Origin of the sequence: Streptomyces sp. NPDC048277 (genome assembly GCF_040652235.1) — a bacterium.
Classification (GTDB): Bacteria; Actinomycetota; Actinomycetes; order Streptomycetales; family Streptomycetaceae; genus Streptomyces.
In genome coordinates, this window is record NZ_JBEZLQ010000007.1 from 354720 (window position 1) to 371967 (window position 17248).

13 protein-coding genes are annotated in these 17248 nt (G+C 72.8%); 7 read left to right on the top strand and 6 right to left on the bottom strand.

Going from position 1 to position 17248, the window contains the following annotated elements; genetic code table 11:
* Positions 1 to 70: 70 nt before the first annotated feature.
* Positions 71 to 826, bottom strand: a complete 756-nt coding sequence (locus AB0D85_RS18775; RefSeq protein ID WP_362321274.1) for a TIGR03089 family protein — start codon at positions 824 to 826, stop codon at positions 71 to 73.
* A 110-nt stretch (positions 827 to 936) separates the two neighbouring features.
* Between AB0D85_RS18775 and AB0D85_RS18780 the strand changes: the two genes are divergently transcribed.
* A complete protein-coding gene (locus AB0D85_RS18780) occupies positions 937 to 2409 on the top strand; it encodes a peptidoglycan recognition protein (protein WP_362321277.1) in 1473 nt (490 codons plus the stop codon).
* A 163-nt stretch (positions 2410 to 2572) separates the two neighbouring features.
* Entirely contained in the window at positions 2573 to 3655 is a 1083-nt protein-coding gene (locus AB0D85_RS18785; RefSeq protein ID WP_362321280.1) for an NDP-sugar synthase, read from the top strand.
* 134 nt (positions 3656 to 3789) lie between these two features.
* Here the strand turns inward: AB0D85_RS18785 and AB0D85_RS18790 are convergent, their stop codons facing one another.
* The 4 genes from AB0D85_RS18790 to AB0D85_RS18805 form a co-directional block, all read right to left on the bottom strand.
* Positions 3790 to 4800: a DNA-3-methyladenine glycosylase 2 family protein gene (locus tag AB0D85_RS18790; RefSeq protein ID WP_362321284.1), complete on the bottom strand. Its 1011-nt coding sequence runs from the start codon at positions 4798 to 4800 to the stop codon at positions 3790 to 3792.
* 114 nt (positions 4801 to 4914) lie between these two features.
* Entirely contained in the window at positions 4915 to 6249 is a 1335-nt protein-coding gene (locus AB0D85_RS18795) for a coenzyme F420-0:L-glutamate ligase (protein ID WP_362321287.1), read from the bottom strand.
* Entirely contained in the window at positions 6246 to 7205 is a 960-nt protein-coding gene (cofD, locus tag AB0D85_RS18800) for a 2-phospho-L-lactate transferase (RefSeq protein WP_362321290.1), read from the bottom strand. The genes AB0D85_RS18795 and cofD overlap by 4 nt, the downstream gene beginning before the upstream one ends.
* A 54-nt stretch (positions 7206 to 7259) precedes the next feature.
* Positions 7260 to 7760 carry a cysteine dioxygenase family protein gene (locus AB0D85_RS18805; RefSeq protein ID WP_362321293.1) on the bottom strand — a complete coding sequence of 167 codons (501 nt, stop codon included), beginning with the start codon at positions 7758 to 7760 and terminating at the stop codon, positions 7260 to 7262.
* Between the two features lie 621 nt (positions 7761 to 8381).
* Between AB0D85_RS18805 and AB0D85_RS18810 the strand changes: the two genes are divergently transcribed.
* The 3 genes from AB0D85_RS18810 (at position 8382) to AB0D85_RS18820 (ending at position 13996) form a co-directional block, all read left to right on the top strand.
* Complete coding sequence (locus tag AB0D85_RS18810) at positions 8382 to 8645, top strand: WhiB family transcriptional regulator (RefSeq protein WP_003975777.1); 264 nt, start codon at positions 8382 to 8384, stop codon at positions 8643 to 8645.
* A gap of 267 nt (positions 8646 to 8912) precedes the next feature.
* On the top strand, positions 8913 to 12509 hold the full coding sequence (locus AB0D85_RS18815; RefSeq protein WP_362321297.1) for a glycosyltransferase: 3597 nt from the start codon (positions 8913 to 8915) through the stop codon (positions 12507 to 12509).
* Positions 12506 to 13996 (top strand): DUF5719 family protein, encoded by a 1491-nt coding sequence (locus AB0D85_RS18820; RefSeq protein WP_362321300.1) that lies wholly within the window; start codon positions 12506 to 12508, stop codon positions 13994 to 13996. The genes AB0D85_RS18815 and AB0D85_RS18820 overlap by 4 nt, the downstream gene beginning before the upstream one ends.
* A gap of 99 nt (positions 13997 to 14095) precedes the next feature.
* Here AB0D85_RS18820 and AB0D85_RS18825 read toward each other — a convergent pair whose 3' ends face one another.
* Positions 14096 to 14548 carry a metallopeptidase family protein gene (locus AB0D85_RS18825; RefSeq protein WP_362321376.1) on the bottom strand — a complete coding sequence of 151 codons (453 nt, stop codon included), beginning with the start codon at positions 14546 to 14548 and terminating at the stop codon, positions 14096 to 14098.
* 227 nt (positions 14549 to 14775) lie between these two features.
* Here AB0D85_RS18825 and AB0D85_RS18830 point away from each other — a divergent pair, with 227 nt between their 5' ends.
* Together AB0D85_RS18830 and AB0D85_RS18835 are read left to right on the top strand one after the other, a co-directional pair.
* A complete protein-coding gene (locus AB0D85_RS18830) occupies positions 14776 to 15252 on the top strand; it encodes a DUF3499 domain-containing protein (protein WP_362321303.1) in 477 nt (158 codons plus the stop codon).
* 208 nt (positions 15253 to 15460) lie between these two features.
* Positions 15461 to 17077: an L-lactate permease gene (locus AB0D85_RS18835; protein WP_362321378.1), complete on the top strand. Its 1617-nt coding sequence runs from the start codon at positions 15461 to 15463 to the stop codon at positions 17075 to 17077.
* Positions 17078 to 17248: the final 171 nt, after the last annotated feature.

Below are 17248 nucleotides of genomic sequence, written 5' to 3' on the forward strand. Positions count from 1 at the left end.
CTGTATCTGATGTGCGGCTACCGCCGCGTGGGCGCGAAACCCTCCACGCACCCGCACCCGACGAACAACCTCACCGCGCCGAAGCAGTAACCCGCTCACTCTCGATCCGCTTGGCGATCCCTTCCTCGCCCAGTTCGTCCAGATGCCGGCACAGCACCACGGACCCCCCGACCGCGAGCGGCGCGAACAGCCCCGCACTCAGCCCGTCCCACGTGTCGTACCCCAGCCCCGACAGCAGCCGTGACCCGGGCCCGGTCAGATCCAGCCCCGCCGCGTCCCCGAGCGCCCGCTCCACGACCTCGGCCCCGCTCAGCTCCGCACCGGCCACGATCAGCGCGGGCTCGTCGGGATCGACGGGCGAGAACGGAACGAACCGGTCTCCCTGACTCGGCACCTCGACGGCGTAGTCGACGAAACCCTCCGGCGCCTGCGGGAACCGCCCGCCCAGCGGCCGTAGCGCGAGAGCGACCCGCTCCCCGCGGCAGGCCCGGGCCGCCTCCAGCGAGTCCGGCCCGCTGACGACGATGTCGGCCGCCGCCGGGTCCCCGGCCACGTCGGCGATCGCACCCACCGACGAACAGGCCAGCAACCACACCGCGGTCTGCCAGTGCGCGGGAAGCAGCAGTGCCACCCGGCCGCCCGGCTCCGCGCCGAGGTCGGACTGCAGCAGGTTCGCCGTCTTGGCCACCCAATTGGCGAAGGTGGCCACGGACAGTTCGACGCGTTCGCCCGTGGCGTCGTCGTAGAAGGTCACCAGGGGGCGTCCGGGATCCGCGGCGAGCGCGGAACGCAGCAGGTCGGCAGGGGTGCGATCGGTGGCGTTCACCCGCGCAAGCGTACGCCGGGTCCGACGTCCCCACGGCCGGCGGGCCCACCGGTTCGGCGCAACCGTTTCCGACGGGCCATCAGATTCCGTATGGACATATTTGTCTGACTATGTTCAAGATCGGGACCATGCGTGGACTCCTGACTTCCTCGATCGGTGTCACCTGCGCGGCGACCCTCACCCTCGCGCCGGCCGTGCTGAACGTGCCGTCCGCGGCCGCCGCACCGGCGGAGCGGGCCACGACGACCACCGGCCGGCCCGCCGAGGCGGCGGCCCTCCCCGGCGGCACCCAGTCGCTGCCCCTCGCCCCCCGCACCCGCGAGCGCGCCCTCGGCCGGGCCTCCGAACAGGGCGTGTACAGCACCGGCGTACGCCGCTTCTCGCTCGTCGGCGTCATCTGGGACAACCCCGGAACCGAACTGCACGGCCGGGTCCAGGTCCGCACCCGGACCGCCGCCACCGGCCGCTGGACGGGCTGGCAGGACGTCGAGACCCACAGCGCCGACCACGGCGCCGACCCGGGCACCGCGGAGGCCGCCTCGGGCCGGGTGCACGGCGCCACCGCACCTCTCTGGGTGGGCGACTCGGACGGAGTGGACGTACGCGTGCGTGCCGAGTCCGACGACGACGCCGTCCCGCCCGGCAACCCTCCCGCCGGCGGCCGCGACCTGCTCCCCGCGGGTCTGCGCCTGGAACTCGTCGACCCTGGCGACCCTGGTGACCCCGGCGATCCCGGTGACCCCGGCGGCTCTGCCGGTCCCGGCGACCTCGGCGATCCCGGCGATCCCGGCGGTGAGGCCCCGTCCGAGGGCTCGCCGGACGACGGCCCCCGCACCGGCACCGAGGCCGACGCGTCGTCGGCCGTCAACACCGACCTCGCGCCCTTCGGCGCCACCGAGATCCCCGCGCTGAACCGGGCGGACACCGAACGCGAACTGCTCGATCTGACCGGCGTCGACGCCCCGCGCGGGAAGCCGTACATCGGACCGCGCCCGAGAATCGTCACCCGGCGCGGCTGGGGCGCCGACGAGTCGCTGCGCGAGAAGGGGTTCGTCTACACCGGCAAGGTCAAGGCGGCCTTCGTCCACCACACCGCCTCGGGCAACGGGTACAAGTGCTCCCAGACCCCGTCCGTCATCCGCAGTATCTACCGCTACCACGTGGTGAGCATGGGCTGGCGGGACATCGGCTACAACTTCCTCGTCGACAAGTGCGGAACCATCTACGAGGGCCGCGCCGGGGGAGCGGCGAAGGCCGTCAGGGGCGCCCACACCATGGGCTTCAACAACAACAGCATGGGCATCGCGGTGATCGGCACCTACGGCTCGCACCAGCCGTCCGCCGCCGCCGTGACGGCCGTCGCCAGGCTCACCGCATGGAAACTCGGCCTCTTCGGGGCCAATCCGAAGGGAAAGACATATCTGAAGTCCGGGGGTGGCAATCTCTACCCAAAGGGGAAGAACGTACGACTGAACGTGATCTCCGGTCATAGGGACGGGTACGCCACCGAGTGTCCAGGCGCCAAGCTCTACGCCAAGCTCGGCTCGGCCCGGACCAGCTCCGCGCACCTGCAAGGACGCTGAGCACGGGGCCAGCGTTCAACGCCGTCGGGACAGCCGGGGGAAAACCGCACGCCGATACCGCGCGCCTCCGCGCGGCCGTCGAGGGCGCCGTCGCACGGTCTGCATACACTGGCCGGCCGAGACAGAGAGTTCGGCCGGTCCCGGCAGGAAGCAGAGACGACAGGTGACAGAAGCGATTCTCCTGGTCGGCGGCAAAGGCACCCGGCTGCGCCCGCTCACGGTCCACACGCCCAAGCCGATGGTCCCGGCGGCGGGCGTGCCGTTCCTGACGCACCAGCTGGCCAGGGCCAGAGCGGCGGGCGTGGACCACATCGTCCTCGCGACGAGCTACCTGGCGGAGGTCTTCGAACCGTACTTCGGCGACGGTGCGGCACTCGGCCTGCACATCGAGTACGTCACCGAGGAGGAACCGCTCGGCACGGGCGGCGCCATCCGCAACGTGGCGTCCCGTCTGCACTCGGGGCCCGACGACCCGGTCCTCGTCTTCAACGGCGACATCCTGACGGGCCTGGACATCCGCGCCCTGGTGACCACGCACGAGTCGACGTCCGCGGATGTCTCCCTCCACCTCACGAAGGTCACGGACCCGCGCGCCTACGGTCTCGTCCCCACCGACGGGACGGGCAGGGTCCTGGCCTTCCTGGAGAAGCCGCAGACCCCCGAGGAGATCGTCACCGACCAGATCAACGCCGGGGCGTACGTCTTCCGCCGCTCGGTCATCGACACGATCCCGCCGGGCCGCCCGGTGTCGGTGGAACGGGAGACCTTCCCGGAACTCCTGTCCGCCGGCGCCCACCTGCAGGGCATGGTCGACTCGACCTACTGGCTGGACCTCGGCACGCCCGCGGCCTTCGTCCGCGGCTCCGCGGACCTCGTCCTGGGCCGCGCCCCGTCCCCGGCGGTCCCCGGCCGCTGCGGCGACCGCCTGATCCTCCCCACGGCCCGCGTGGCGGCGGACGCGAAGCTGGCGGGCGGCACGGTGGTGGGCGAGGGCGCGTTCGTGGCGGAGGGGGTGCGGGTGTTCGGCTCGACGATCCTCCCGGGCGCCGTGATCGAACCCGGCGCGGTCATCACCGACTCGCTGATCGGCAAGAGCGCCCGCGTGGGCGAACGGTCGGTCCTCACGGGCACGGTGATCGGCGACGGCGCGGTGGTCGGCGCCGACAACGAGCTGCGGGAGGGCGCGCGGGTGTGGTGCGACGCGACGATCCCGGCGGGGGCGGTGCGGTTCTCCTCGGACCAGTAGGGGTGGTGCGGTAGCCGTTCGACCGCGGGCGCGTGGGGGCTGGTCGCGCAGCTCCCCGCGCCCCTTACGGGGCTTACGGCACCCTGCAAGCGCCGGTAAGCGAAACCCGCCCCCAGCCCCCACCGACCCGCACTTCACAACCGCCCGATATCCCCACGCGGCATCTTCGGCGCCCGCCTCTTCGGCACGTTCCCGCTCAGCAGGATCAACCGGGCCGCCCGATGCCGCTGCCCCGCATACGGCTCCAGCAACCGCAGCATCGCCTCGTCATCGGCATGCCGGTCCCCGGCCAACGCCCACCCCACGATCCCCGGCAGATGCAGGTCCCCGACCGTCACCGCGTCCGCCGCCCCATGACTCCGCTGCACGGTCTCCGCGGACGTCCAGGGCCCGATCCCGGGCACGACCTCCAACCGCGCCTGCGCGTCCGCCGCCTCCATCCCCACCGCCTGCTCAAGCCGCGCCGCGACCCGCACCGCCCGCAGGATCGTCGAGGCCCGCTTGTCGTCCACCCCGGCCTTGTGCCACTCCCAGGACGGGATCAGCGCCCAGGTCCGAGGCGCCGGCATCACCCACATCGGCCGCTCGCTCACCCCCGCGGGGCCGGGCGCGCGCTCCCCGAACCGCCGTACCAGCAACCGCCAGGCCCGGTACGCCTCGTCGGTCGTGACCTTCTGCTCCAGCACCGACGGGATCAACGACTCCAGCACCAGCCCGGTCCGCGTCAGCCGCAACCCCGGCCGCCGATGCCTGGCAGCGGCCACGACCCGGTGCCGGGGCACGAAGAGAGACGGATCGTCGGCCGAGCCGAGCATCTCCGGCAACCGCTCCAGCAGCCACTCGGCCCCGGGCCCCCAGGCTTCACCGCGCACCTCGTCGCCGTACGCGGCGACCCGCAGGGTCCCCGGCCCGGCGGGCGTCAGACTGGCCCGCCACACGGACCCGTCTCGGGTGGCCCGGAAGGTGGGATCCCCCGGCCCGCGCCGCAGCGGCCCCAGCACGAGCCCCAGATCAAGAGCCCCGCCCGGTTTCCACACCCGAACCCGCCCCGGCGCGACAGCCTGCCGGGGCACCCCGGCAGGCACGACAACCTGCCCACCCCGCACAGTCGCACGAGTGGACCGAGGAGCAAACCGACCAGCCACTCAAAAGATCCTAGGCCTCAAGCGCCCCTTCAGGGGCGCGGGGAACTGCGCGACCAGCCACAAACAACCCGCGGTCGCGCACTCACAACACCCCCACCCCATGAGGCGCAAAACTCACCGCACCTCGATAAAGTCCCCGACCTCCCGCGCCGGCCTCTCCCGCGGAGCCTCCGCAGCCCTCCCCACCGCAACCGCCCCCATCGGCTCCCACTCGGCCGGAAGCGCGAGCGCATCCCGCACCACATCCCGGCAGAACATCGTCGACGAAACCCACGCCGACCCCAGCCCCTCCCCGGCCAGCGCCACGAGCAGGTTCTGCACCCCGGCCCCCGCCGCGACCACGAACATCTCCCGCTCCGCGGCGTCCCGCCGCGCGTCCCCGTACGTGTGCGCCCCGTCCATCACCAGACAGGGCACGACCAGATACGGCGCGTTCCGCAGTACGTCCCCCCGCCGTACCCGCTTCGCGATGGACTCCGCCGACTTCCCGTCCTTCGTCAGGTCGGCGATCCACGCGTCCCGCATCGCGTCCAGCAGCCGGACGCGCGCCTCCTCCGACTCCAGCAGCACGAACCGCCACGGCGTCGTGTGATGCGGCGCCGGCGCGGTCACGGCCGCGGCGACCGCCCGTCGTACCGCCCCGGGGTCGACCGCTTCACTGGTGAACGCGCGGACCGTCCGCCGTAGCGTCACCGCCTCCCGCACGGCCTCGGACGTGCCGAGCCGGAACATGTCGCTGCCCGCGTCCCGGACCAGTGCGCGCGCGCCCTCGCCCTCGTCCCCCTCCTCGGCCACGACGTGTGCGAGCCCCCGCACCACGGCGACCGGCATCCCCGTCGCCTTGCCCTTCACCAGGTCACCGGCGGCGGCCAGTTCGTCGGCCGTGGCGACGACCGTCGCGACCAGCGGATTGCCGTAGGCGTCCACGCCCCCGCGCAGATCGTCCAGCACCCGCACCCCGGCCGCGCCGATGGTCACATCCGTGAGCCCCGCGCGCCAGGGTCGTCCGAACGTGTCCGTGACGATCACCCCGACGTTGACGCCCAGCGCGTCCCGAAGCCCCGCGCGGACGGCACGCGCCGAGGCGTCGGGGTCCTCCGGCAGCAACAGCACCGTCCCGGCGGGGGTGTTGGAGGCGTCCACGCCTGCCGCCGCCATGACCAGCCCCTGCCGGTTCTCCACGATCCGCAGGGTGCCGCGCCGGGCCACCAGCCGCACGGTCTCCGCGTCGATCGCCGCCTCCCGGTCGGCCGCCTCGACGATCCGGCCCTCGGCCTTGGACACGATCTTGGACGTGACGATCACCACGTCCCCGTCGGCCAGCCCCGGCCCGGCCGCGGCGATCAGCTTCGCCAGGTCGTCGCCCTGCCGGACCTCGGGGATACCGACCAGCGCCCACACCCGGTACTCCGGCACCGCGTCGCCGGTCGTGTCGGTCACGTCGGTCATACCCCCCGCACCTCCTCGGCCAGGGCCAGCGCCTCCCGCGCCATCTGCGCGGCCGCGTCCAGGTCGGTCATCATCAGCGGTACGGCCCGGCAGCGGATGCCGGCCGTCTCGATCCGCGCCACGCTGCCCGCGTCCACGGTGTCGACGAGCCAGCCGTCCAGCAGTCCCGAGCCGTAGTGCTCGGCGACCGCCGCCGCCGTCGACTCCACGCCCACCGCCGCGAGCACCTTGTCGGCCATCCCGCGCACCGGCGCGTCCCCGACGATGGGGGACAGGCCCACCACCGGCACCCCGGCGCCCGCGATCGCCTCCCGGATGCCGGGCACCGCGAGGATCGTGCCGACGGAGACCACCGGGTTGGACGGAGGGAAGAGGATCACGTCCGCTTCGGCGATGGCCTCCAGGACGCCCGGCGCGGGCTTGGACTGCTCGGCGCCGACCGGGACGACCGCCTCGGCGGGTACGGCCGCCCGCAGCCGTACCCAGTACTCCTGGAAGTGGACCGCCCTGCGCTCGCCGTCGACCTCGACGGCCACATGGGTCTCGACCCGGTCGTCGGTCATCGGGATGAGCCGCACGCCCGGCTTCCAGCGGTCGCACAGCGCCTCGGTCACCGCGCTCAGCGGATAGCCGGCGCCCAGCATCTGCGTGCGCACGATGTGCGTCGCGAAGTCCCGGTCGCCGAGCCCGAACCAGTCCGGGCCCACCCCGTAGGCGGCGAGTTCCTCCTTGAGGTGGAACGTCTCGTCGGCCCGCCCCCAGCCCTGCTCCTCGTTGATACCGCCGCCGAGGGTGTACATCACCGTGTCGAGGTCCGGGCAGACCTTCAGCCCGAAGAGGTGGATGTCGTCCCCGGTGTTGCCGATGACGGTCACGTCGGCGTCCGGCACGGCCTGCTTCAGACCGCGCAGGAACCGGGCACCGCCGATGCCGCCTGCCAGAACCACAATGCGCATGCGCCAAGTCTTGCAGGCGGGTCCGACAACGCGGCACGCGTCCCGCGTGATGCGTCACGCAGTGACGGGGCGCGCCTCGCAGGCGGCAGCGGCAGCCGTGTGCATCGGCATCTCGGTCAGGCCCGGGGAGTAGATGTGCAGGCTCACCGCCGGCTCCAGGGCGTCGTTCACCACCTCGTGCACGTACCCCGGCGCGAACACCCTCTGCGCGCCGGCGCTCAACGCGCGCGTGCCCCGCTCGGTGCGCTCGGTCAGGGTGCCCTCCAGGACGGTCAGCACGCCGGAGGAGCGGCCGTGGTCGTGCAGCCCGCTGCCCTGCCCGGGCACCCAGGACAGCAGCCACACCTCGTAGCCGGGGCCGGTGCGCAGCCGGTGGTACCAGCGGCTGGTCGCGTCGTACTCGACGAGGTGCTCCCACTGCGCGCGGTCGGCGGCGATCGCGCGGGCGAGGCCGACGAACTCGGCCACGGTGACCGGGTGCTCGCGCGGGGGCTGCAGCAGGTGCGGGACCTCGAGGATGTCGCCGGCGATCTGGAGGTCGTTGTCGCTGTTCATGGGGGTGCGTGGTTCCTCAGTGAAGAAGGTCAGAGGGGAACGGAAAGCGAAAACCGAGCCCGGGGGACTCGGTCAGCAGCTGGAGCGGCCGGGATACGGCTGTGGCTCAACAGCTGGAACAACAGCAACAGCTACAGCGAGCGTGGGCAGCACCGTGGGACCCGGCGGGGCGGGTCGAGGTGAGTGCCAAGTTCGCGAGCATGCCCACTAGGACATCGGTTCACACCGGCACTGTCAACTCGGCGCCCGGTATGTGGGACATGTTTCACCTCATCCGGTTCACCTCCGTGCCGAAAGGTTTGTTCAGTGGGCACCCGGGACACATGGCGCACAACCGGGCGCGCGAGCCACTTCGGAACGCGATCGAACATCTGGGCGTCCTTCTTCGTACAACCCCTGTATGGGGTCGGAGGCCCTCCCGGGGCCTCGTCTGCATGTCAAGGTTTATGGCGATTTGAACACTTTCCGCACGGCCTTGGTTCCGCAGAGTGAATAACGGGCCCAATAGCAGATCTCGGCTTGACTCGCCCGGAGCAGCACACTTGTAATTTCACTCGTGTCGTTCAGCCGAAATCGGTAACGGCCAGGCACGGGGACGTGAAAGACAGACGAGGGGCGCACATGACCGAGCTGGTGCAGCAACTGCTGGTCGACGACGCGGACGAGGAACTCGGCTGGCAGGAGCGCGCGCTGTGCGCCCAGACCGACCCCGAGTCCTTCTTCCCCGAGAAGGGCGGCTCCACCAGAGAGGCCAAGAAGGTCTGCCTCGCCTGCGAGGTGCGCTCCGAGTGCCTTGAGTACGCCCTCGCCAACGACGAGCGGTTCGGCATCTGGGGCGGACTGTCCGAGCGGGAGCGCCGCCGCCTCAAGAAGGCCGCCGTCTGACCCGGGAGGGCTGCCGCCCGAAGCGGACGTCCACACAACGCACACATCTGAGCTGCGCGAACGGCCCGTCGCCGGTGGGTTATCCACAGGCGGCGGGCCGTCGACATGCCCAGCCGATAGTGTGGTCGCTCGTCCGAGACGCCTCGCCGCCACCAGCGGGCGCAGGAGTCCACCGCAGTCCATCGAACCGGGGCCCGTACCTCGATGTCCGTGCACAGCCACACGGCAGCCCAAGCACCGGCTGCCACACCAGAGTTCCCGCGTCATGTGGTGACCGCGGTCCTCGTCTCCCACGACGGCGCCCGCTGGCTGCCCGACGCGCTCGCCGGGCTGCTCGGCCAGGAGCGCCCCGTCCAGTACGCGGTGGCGGCCGACACCGGCAGCGCGGACGACTCCGCCCAGCTGCTCACCGAGTCCCTCGGCGACGCCAACGTCCTGCACCTCGCCCGCCGCACCGGCTTCGGCCAGGCCGTCGAGGAGGCGGGCCGCTCCGCGCCCGTCCTCACCCCGGACGACCTGCCGTACCTGAAGCGGCCCAGCGGCTGGGACCCGGTCACCCGCCAGTGGCGCGACGACGCGTACGACATGCCCGAACTGCCGCACGGCGAACCCGTCCAGTGGCTGTGGCTGCTGCACGACGACTGCGCCCCCGAACCCGACGCCCTGGCCCAGCTGCTGCGGGTCGTCGACAACGAGATGGAGCTGGGCCGCGACGACGTGGCGGTCGTCGGCCCCAAGCTGCGCGGCTGGTACGACCGCCGGCAGCTGCTCGAGGTCGGCGTCACCATCGCCCACTCCGGCCGCCGCTGGACCGGCCTGGACCGCCGGGAACAGGACCAGGGGCAGCACGACCACGTACGGCCCGTGCTGTCCGTCTCCACCGCGGGCATGCTGATCCGCCGCGACGTCTTCGAGGAGCTGGGCGGCTTCGACCGCCGGCTGCCGCTGATGCGCGACGACGTCGACCTGTGCTGGCGCGCGCACAACGCCGGCCACCGCGTCCTGATCGCCCCCGAGGCCGTCGTACGGCACGCCGAGGCCGCCTCCCGCGAGCGCCGCACCGTCGACTGCGCGGGCCGCACCACCGCGTCCCCGCACAAGGTCGACAAGGCCGGCGCCGTCTACACCCTGCTCGTCAACACTCGTACGGGCACGCTGCCCTGGGTGCTGGTGCGGCTGGTGCTCGGCACCGTGCTGCGCACGTTCGCCTACCTCGTCGGCAAGGTCCCCGGACAGGCCCTCGACGAGATCCGCGGACTTCTGGGCACCCTGCTGCGCCCCGAGCGGATCATCGCCGGGCGGCGCAGGCGCGGGGCGTCCCACCTCGACAAGGACGAGCTGCGCCCGCTGTTCCCGCCGCCCGGCGCCACCGTCCGGGCCACCGTCGAGCAGGTCGCGGGCAACTTCTTCGGCGGCGACGACGAGATCTCCGCGGCCGGCCGGCACGGCGGCGCGGTCGAGTCCGGGCCCGGCGGCGACGACGCCGACTTCCTGGAGATCGAGCAGTTCGCCCGCCTCAAGCGCATCGCCCGCAAACCGGGCCCGGTGCTCTTCCTGGCGCTGCTGCTGGTGTCCCTGGCCGCCTGCCGCGCACTGCTCGGCTCCGGCGCGCTCGCGGGCGGCGCCCTGCTGCCCGCCCCGGGCTCCTCCGGCGAGCTGTGGTCGCGCTATCTGGACGCCTGGCACGCGGTCGGCGCCGGCGGCACCCCGGCCGCCCCGCCGTATCTCGCGATCGTCGCCTCGCTGGCCTCCCTGCTCTTCGGCTCGACCGGCCTCGCGGTCACCGTGCTGCTGGTCGCCTCGGTGCCGCTGGCCGGGTTCACCGCCTACTTCGCCTCCCGGCCGCTGGTCACCTCGCGGCTGCTGCGCGCCTGGGCGGCCATCGCCTACGCCTTCCTGCCCGCCGCCACCGGCGCCCTCGCGGGCGGCCGCATCGGCACCGCCGTCCTCGCGATCCTGCTGCCGCTGATCGCCCGCGCGGGCGTCGCGGCCAGCGGCCTCGCGAACTCCTCGGGGGCCCGCGGCAGCTGGCGCGCCACCTGGGCGTACGCGCTGCTGCTCACCATCACGACCGCGTTCACGCCGATCGTCTGGCCGATCGCCGTGATCCTCGGCATCGCCGTACTGGCCGTCCGCCGCACCGACCTGGTCGCCTCCGGCCTGCGGCTGGTGGCCCAGCTCGGCACCCCGCTGCTGGTCCTCGCCCCCTGGTCGCTGACCCTGCTGCCGTTCGGCTTCTTCAAGGAGGCCGGGCTGGAGTACGGCGCCTCGGCCGCCTCCGCCCTCGACCTGCTCGGCGCCAGCCCCGGCGGCCCCGGCACACTCGACGGGCTGATGCTCGTCGGCGTCGTCCTGGCCGCGCTCGCCGCCCTGCTCCGCTCCGAGCGCCAGTCGGCGATCCGCACCGCCTGGGCGGTCGCCGTGGTCGGCCTGGTCTTCGCGGTCCTCTCCAACAGCTCCGCCTGGGCGGGCCCGGCGACCCTCGTCTACGGCATCGCGATCCTGGCCGCCGCCGCGCTCGGCGCCGACGGGGCACGCTCGCGTGTCGCCGAGCAGAGCTTCGGCTGGCGCCAGCCGGTCGCCGCCCTGATCGCCTTCGCCTCCGCCGCGGGCCCGCTGCTCCTCGCCGCCGGCTGGATGATCGCGGGCGCCGACGGACCGGTCGAGCGCCGCGACCCCACCCAGGTGCCCGCGTTCGTCGCCGAGGACACCACCACCAGCGACCAGGTCCGCACCCTCGTCCTCGACAGCGACAGCACCGCGCGCGTGGACTACATGCTGGTGCGCGGCTCCGGCGCCCGCATGGGAGACGCCGAGGCGGCCGCCGCCGACGGCGAGAACGCCAAGCTCGACAAGGTCGTCGCCAACCTGGTCGCCGGCTCCGGCGCCGACCAGGCCGACCAGCTCGGCGGGTTCGCGGTGCGCTACGTCCTCGTCCACAAGGGCGCCCCGCGCGACATCACGCGCGTGCTGGACGCCACGCCCGGCCTGAGCCGGCTCAGCCAGCAGGACGGCAGCGCCCTGTGGCGCGTCGACCAGCAGGTCTCCCGCGCGACGATCGTCTCCGCGAACGGCTCCGGCACCCCCGGCTCCGTCGCCGCGGGCCCCGTCGACATCCACACCACCATCCCGAGCGGCGCCGACGGCCGCATCCTGCGCCTGGCCGACTCCGTCGCCCCCGGCTGGACGGCCACCCTGGACGGCAAGCCGCTCACCCGCACCACGGTCGACGGCTGGGCGCAGGGCTTCGAACTCCCCTCCTCGGGCGGGAAACTCGACGTCACCTACGACACCCCGTTCACCCACACCGCCTGGCTGTGGGCCCAGGGCGCGCTCGCCGTCGTCCTGGTCGTCCTCGCCCTGCCCGGCCGCCGCCGCGACGTCGACGACGACCTCCCCGAGGAACAGCCGATCCCCGCCCAGGCCGTCGAGGGCGAGGGCCGCCGCGCCCGCCGCCTGCGCGCCCAGGCGGAGGCCGAGGAGGAGACGCCCGCGGAGGACGGCGGCGACTTCCCGCAGCCCGCTCCGGAGCCTTCGGGCGAGGAGCCGGTCGCCGTCCCGCAACAGCAGCCGTACGACGAGTGGGACCCGGCGTCGTACGCGGCGGCCGACGGCTACAACGCCGCCTACGCGGCCGAGTACCAGGACACGGGCACCGGCCAGTACCAGACCGGCGGCTACGACCAGCAGACCTACGACCCGTACCAGACCGGCCAGTACGACCCGTACGCCTACGGCGGGCAGCAGGGGCAGGCGGCGTACGACCCGACGTACCAGCAGGGCTACGACCCCGCCTATGACCCGGCCGCCCAGCAGCACCACGGCACCGGCGGCGAGCACCACGACGGGAGCCAGCAGCAGTGAACCGCACCACCCTGTCCCTGTTCGCCGGTACGGCCGCCCTCGCGGCGATCACCGGGTTCGCCGCGCTCAACCCGCCGGCCACGTCCTCCGCGCACACCGCCGAGGCGGCCGCCCAGCTGCCCGTGGAGCGCACCACCCTGCTGTGCCCGGCGCCGAGCCTCTCCGACATCGCCGAGACCTCGTACACGTCGTTCACGCCCGTCACCAAGGGCACCACGAGCGACGGCAAGGCCGAACTCCAGGCGGCCACCGAGCAGTCGGCGGACGGCACGGGCAGCGGCAAGAAGAAGGCGTCCAAGCCGGTCCTGACCCCGAAGGCGCCCGGCACCCCGGCCACCGGTGACACCTCCGGCGCCGACGCGCCCGCCTACGTCGGCACCGCCGAGGGCAAGTACGCGTCCGGCTGGACCGTCCAGGAGACCACCGTGGTCGCCGCCGGCACCGGGCGCGGCCTCCAGGGCGTCAACTGCACCGCGGCCGACACCGACTTCTGGTTCCCCGGCGCCAGCACCGCCTCCGGCCGCACCGACTATGTGCACCTCACCAACCCCGACGACAGCGCCGCCGTCGTCGACATCGAGCTGTACGGCAAGGACGGCCAGCTCAAGTCCACGGTGGGGGAGGGCATCACGGTCCAGCCGCACGCCAGCGAACCGGTCCTGCTCTCCACGCTCACCGACGAGCAGCAGACCGACCTGACCGTGCACGTGAACGTGCGCAGCGGCCGGGTCGCCGCCAGTGTGCAGGCACTGGACGACAAGACCGGCGGCGACTGGCTGGCCGCCTCCGCCGACCCCGCGGGCAGCCTGGTGCTGCCCGGCATCCCCAAGGACGCCACCGACGTCCGGCTGATCGCCTTCACCCCCGGCGACTCCGACGCGGACCTGAAGGTGCGCCTCGCCTCCCCGGACGGCACGATCACCCCGGCCGGCAACGAGACGCTGCACGTGAAGTCGGGCATGACCACCGCGGCCGACCTCGGTGACGTCACGCGCGGCGAGGCGGGCTCACTGATCCTCACGCCCACCGACCAGTCGGTCCCGGTGGTGGCCGCCCTGCGTGTCACCCGCGGCAAGCCCGGCAAGCAGGAGACCGCGTACATCCCGGCGACCGCGCCGATCGGCACGCGCGCGACGTCCGCCGACAACAGCGGCAAGGGCACCACCCTCTCCCTGACCGCCCCCACCGGCACCGCGCAGGTCAAGGTGACGGCGTCGGCGGGCAGCGAGGGCGGTACGGCGGTGTCCAAGACGTTCACGATCAAGTCCGGCACCACCCAGGACGTCGACGCCCCGGTCCCGTCCGGCCTGAAGGGCACCTACGCCCTGACCGTGGAACCCGTCTCCGGGGGCCCGGTCTACGGCGCCCGCACCCTGGCGGCCACCGAGGAGGGCGTCCCGGGCTTCACGATCCAGACCCTCCCGGACGACCGCGGCACGGTGGCCGTACCGCAGACCGACCAGAACGTGTCGGTGCTGCAGAAGTAGAAAGCAGAAGCAGAAGCGACTGCAGAAGTAGCAGCAGAAGCAGGAGCGGAGCGTCGGGGGCCGCCGGAAGGACAACCACCCTGCCGGACGGCCCCCCGCTCAGTCTTCGCCGTAGCGGGGGTCCACCGTCTCCGGGGTGAGCCCCAGCAACTCGGCGACCTGCTCGACCACGACCTCGTGCACCAGCGCGCCCCGCTCGTCACGCCCCTTGGTGCGGATCTCGACCGGCCGCCGGTAGACGACCACCCGCGCCCGGCGTCCCTCGCGTGCGGGAATGATGCCGCCCAGCGGCACCGCCTCGTCGCTCCAGGTCTCGCCGTGCCGGTCCTGGAGCCGGGGCACTTCCAGCACCAGAAAGTCGATGTCGGCGAGCTGCGGCCAGCGCCGCTCCAGCCGCTCCACGGAGTCCTGCACCAGGTCCGCGAACACGTCGGCGCGACTCGCGGCCAGCGGCACCTGAGGTGGTGCGATCGGTCCGCGCATGCCCCGACCGTGGCGATCGCGTCGACGAGGCCCGGGGCCGGCGGCACGGGGCGGTACACCGTTCTCCATCACTGGTGAAGCGTAGTCCTCGCGGGCTCCGGCCGCGCCGTCCCGCGCACCGACGGCGCCCGGGACGGCATGTCGCAGGATGACCAATCCAGCCAAGGTACGGCTCGTTTCCGTATCCCTACGAGACCGACGAGCTCAAGGCAATTGACGTTGTTTGTACCTACTGATGACCAGATGCGGTGCTGTCCGGAATCCCGGACGACCCCGTCCGCCCAGGTCAACGAGGCATGTCCGGAGGGGTGTGTGGGGCGTTTCACAGTACGACACGGTGGGGTGACCTGGGGGAGAGTCGTCGCGGCCCGCTCAAGAGTGCGGTACCGTCCAACGTCGTGAGCCCTGTACGTCGCTGTTCGCGAACCGCCTGCGGCCGACCCGCCGTCGCGACGCTGACGTACGTCTACGCCGACTCGACCGCGGTCCTCGGCCCGCTCGCCACCTACGCCGAACCCCACTGCTACGACCTGTGCGCCGAGCACTCCGAGCGACTCACCGCCCCGCGCGGCTGGGAGGTCGTACGGCTGCTCGACGCCTCCGCGCCCGCGCGGCCGAGCGGGGACGACCTGGAAGCGCTTGCCAACGCGGTGCGCGAGGCGGCCCGCCCCCAGGAGCGGGCGGCCGGAGCGGGCGGCGGCGGACGCGGTGCGGACCCGATGGAGGTCGCGCGCCGCGGCCATCTGCGGGTGCTGCGGTCGCCGGACAACTGACGTCTTCTCGGGCCGACTGACGTCCGCTCGGTCAACTGACCTTCCCTCCCGCGTGATTGTCCTCCGCTCGCGTTCCTCCGATCTCCTTCCGTGCGCGTTCCGTTCAGTGATGCACGCCCATTGACGCGCGCTTGTCGCGGACACGACCATTCCGGGTAACCGTCGGCGGGAAATCGCTTTCCGCATGCCGGAACCCGGGGAGGCGCCCGTGTACGTCCAGGAACTGGAACCCGTCGCCGACTCGCTCGGTCTGTCCGCCCTGGTGGCCGCCCTGCCGCTGCTGATCGTCCTGGTCCTGCTCGGCGGCGTCCGCATGAAAGCCCACCTGGCAGGCCTGTGCGGCCTTCTCGCGGCCGTACTCGTCGCCCGGCTCGCCTACCGCATGCCGCTGGACCAGACGCTCTCCAGCGCCGCCCAGGGTGCCGCGTTCGGCCTGTTCCCCATCCTGTGGATCGTCGTCAACGCCCTGTGGGTGTACCGGATGACGGTCCGCACCCGGCACTTCGACGTCCTGCGCCGCTCGTTCGGGCGACTGTCCGACGACCCGCGCATCCAGGCCCTGGTGATCGCCTTCTGCTTCGGCGCCCTCCTCGAGGCGCTGGCCGGATTCGGCGCCCCGGTCGCGATCTGCTCGGTGATGCTCGTCGCCCTCGGCTTCGACCCGGTCCGCGCGGCCGTGGTCTCCCTGGTCGCCAACACCGCCCCGGTCGCCTTCGGCGCGATGGGCACCCCGGTCGTCACACTCGCCCAGGTGACCGGGCTGCCGTTGGACTCGGTGGCCTCCGTGGTGGGCCGCCAGACCCCGCTGCTCGCCCTCGTGGTCCCCCTGGTGCTGGTCGGCCTGGTCGACGGCGCACGCGGGCTGCGCGAGACCTGGGTGCCGGCCCTGGTGTGCGGAGTCGCCTTCGCCGCCGCCCAGTTCGCCGCCTCCAACCACGTCTCCGCCCAACTCGCCGACATCTGCGCCGCGCTGGCCGGCGCGGCCGCCCTGGTCGCCGTACCGCACGCGCGCGTGCCCGCCACGGAGGAGGTCCGTGCCGCCGTGCTCACGGGCGCCCGCAGCACGGACCTCGACGAACGCGACCCGCGCCCCGAAGTCCTGCGCGCCTACGCCCCGTACGCCCTGATCATCACGGTCTTCTCGATCGCCCAGATCCCGCCCGTCAAGGACTGGCTGACGAAGGCCAACCGGATCTACGACTGGCCCTTCCTGGACGTCGTCAACCCGAAGGGCGAACCGGTCGGTGGAAATCTCTTCACCTGGCCGATCGTCGCCACGGGCGGCACGCTCGTGCTGTTCGCCGGCATCGCCACGGCGGCCGTCCTGCGCGTGCACGCGCGCGTGGCGGTCACGGAATGGACGGCGACGGTACGGGAGTTGCGGTTCGCGATCCTCACCGTGACGTCCGTACTCGCCCTCGCCTACGTCATGAACCTCTCCGGACAGGCCGCGACGATCGGCCACTTCGTGGCGGCGGCCGGCGCGGGCCTCGCCTTCCTGTCACCCGTCCTGGGCTGGTTCGGCGTCGCCGTCTCCGGCTCCGACACCTCGGCCAACGCGCTCTTCGGAGCCCTTCAGGTGAGTGCCGCGCACGAGTCGGGACTCTCGCCGGAACTGCTCGCCGCGGCCAACAGCTCCGGCGGCGTGCTCGGCAAGATGATCTCCCCGCAGAACCTCACCATCGCCTGCGCGGCGGTCGGCCTGGCGGGCCGCGAGGGCGACCTGCTGCGCAAGGTGCTGCCGTGGAGCCTCGGGCTGCTGCTGGTGATGTGCGTGATCGTGGTGGGGCAGAGCTCGCCGGTGCTGGACTGGATGCTGCCGTGAGGGGGTGGCGGGGCGGGCCGCACCGGCGCTGACCGTTCGGGCCACTGTTTCGAGCACCGCGGACCGTTGCGGATCGCCGCAGATCACGACTGTGGGTCCACTGGAAGTCCACCGGAAGTCGGCTGGGGGATCCCACGTCCGCCCCTTACCCGGGGCAGGTAGTTTGGGGCG

Bases quoted from the DNA above. Each gene is read 5' to 3' on its own strand.
- AB0D85_RS18780 (WP_362321277.1), top strand. From the start codon at position 937: ATGTTCAAGATCGGGACCATGCGTGGACTCCTGACTTCCTCGATCGGT.
- AB0D85_RS18795 (WP_362321287.1), bottom strand. From the start codon at position 6,249: ATGACCGACGTGACCGACACGACCGGCGACGCGGTGCCGGAGTACCGG.
- cofD (WP_362321290.1), bottom strand. From the start codon at position 7,205: ATGCGCATTGTGGTTCTGGCAGGCGGCATCGGCGGTGCCCGGTTCCTG.
- AB0D85_RS18805 (WP_362321293.1), bottom strand. From the start codon at position 7,760: ATGAACAGCGACAACGACCTCCAGATCGCCGGCGACATCCTCGAGGTC.
- AB0D85_RS18810 (WP_003975777.1), top strand. From the start codon at position 8,382: ATGACCGAGCTGGTGCAGCAACTGCTGGTCGACGACGCGGACGAGGAA.
- AB0D85_RS18825 (WP_362321376.1), bottom strand. From the start codon at position 14,548: ATGGAGAACGGTGTACCGCCCCGTGCCGCCGGCCCCGGGCCTCGTCGA.
- AB0D85_RS18830 (WP_362321303.1), top strand. From the start codon at position 14,776: ATGTCCGGAGGGGTGTGTGGGGCGTTTCACAGTACGACACGGTGGGGT.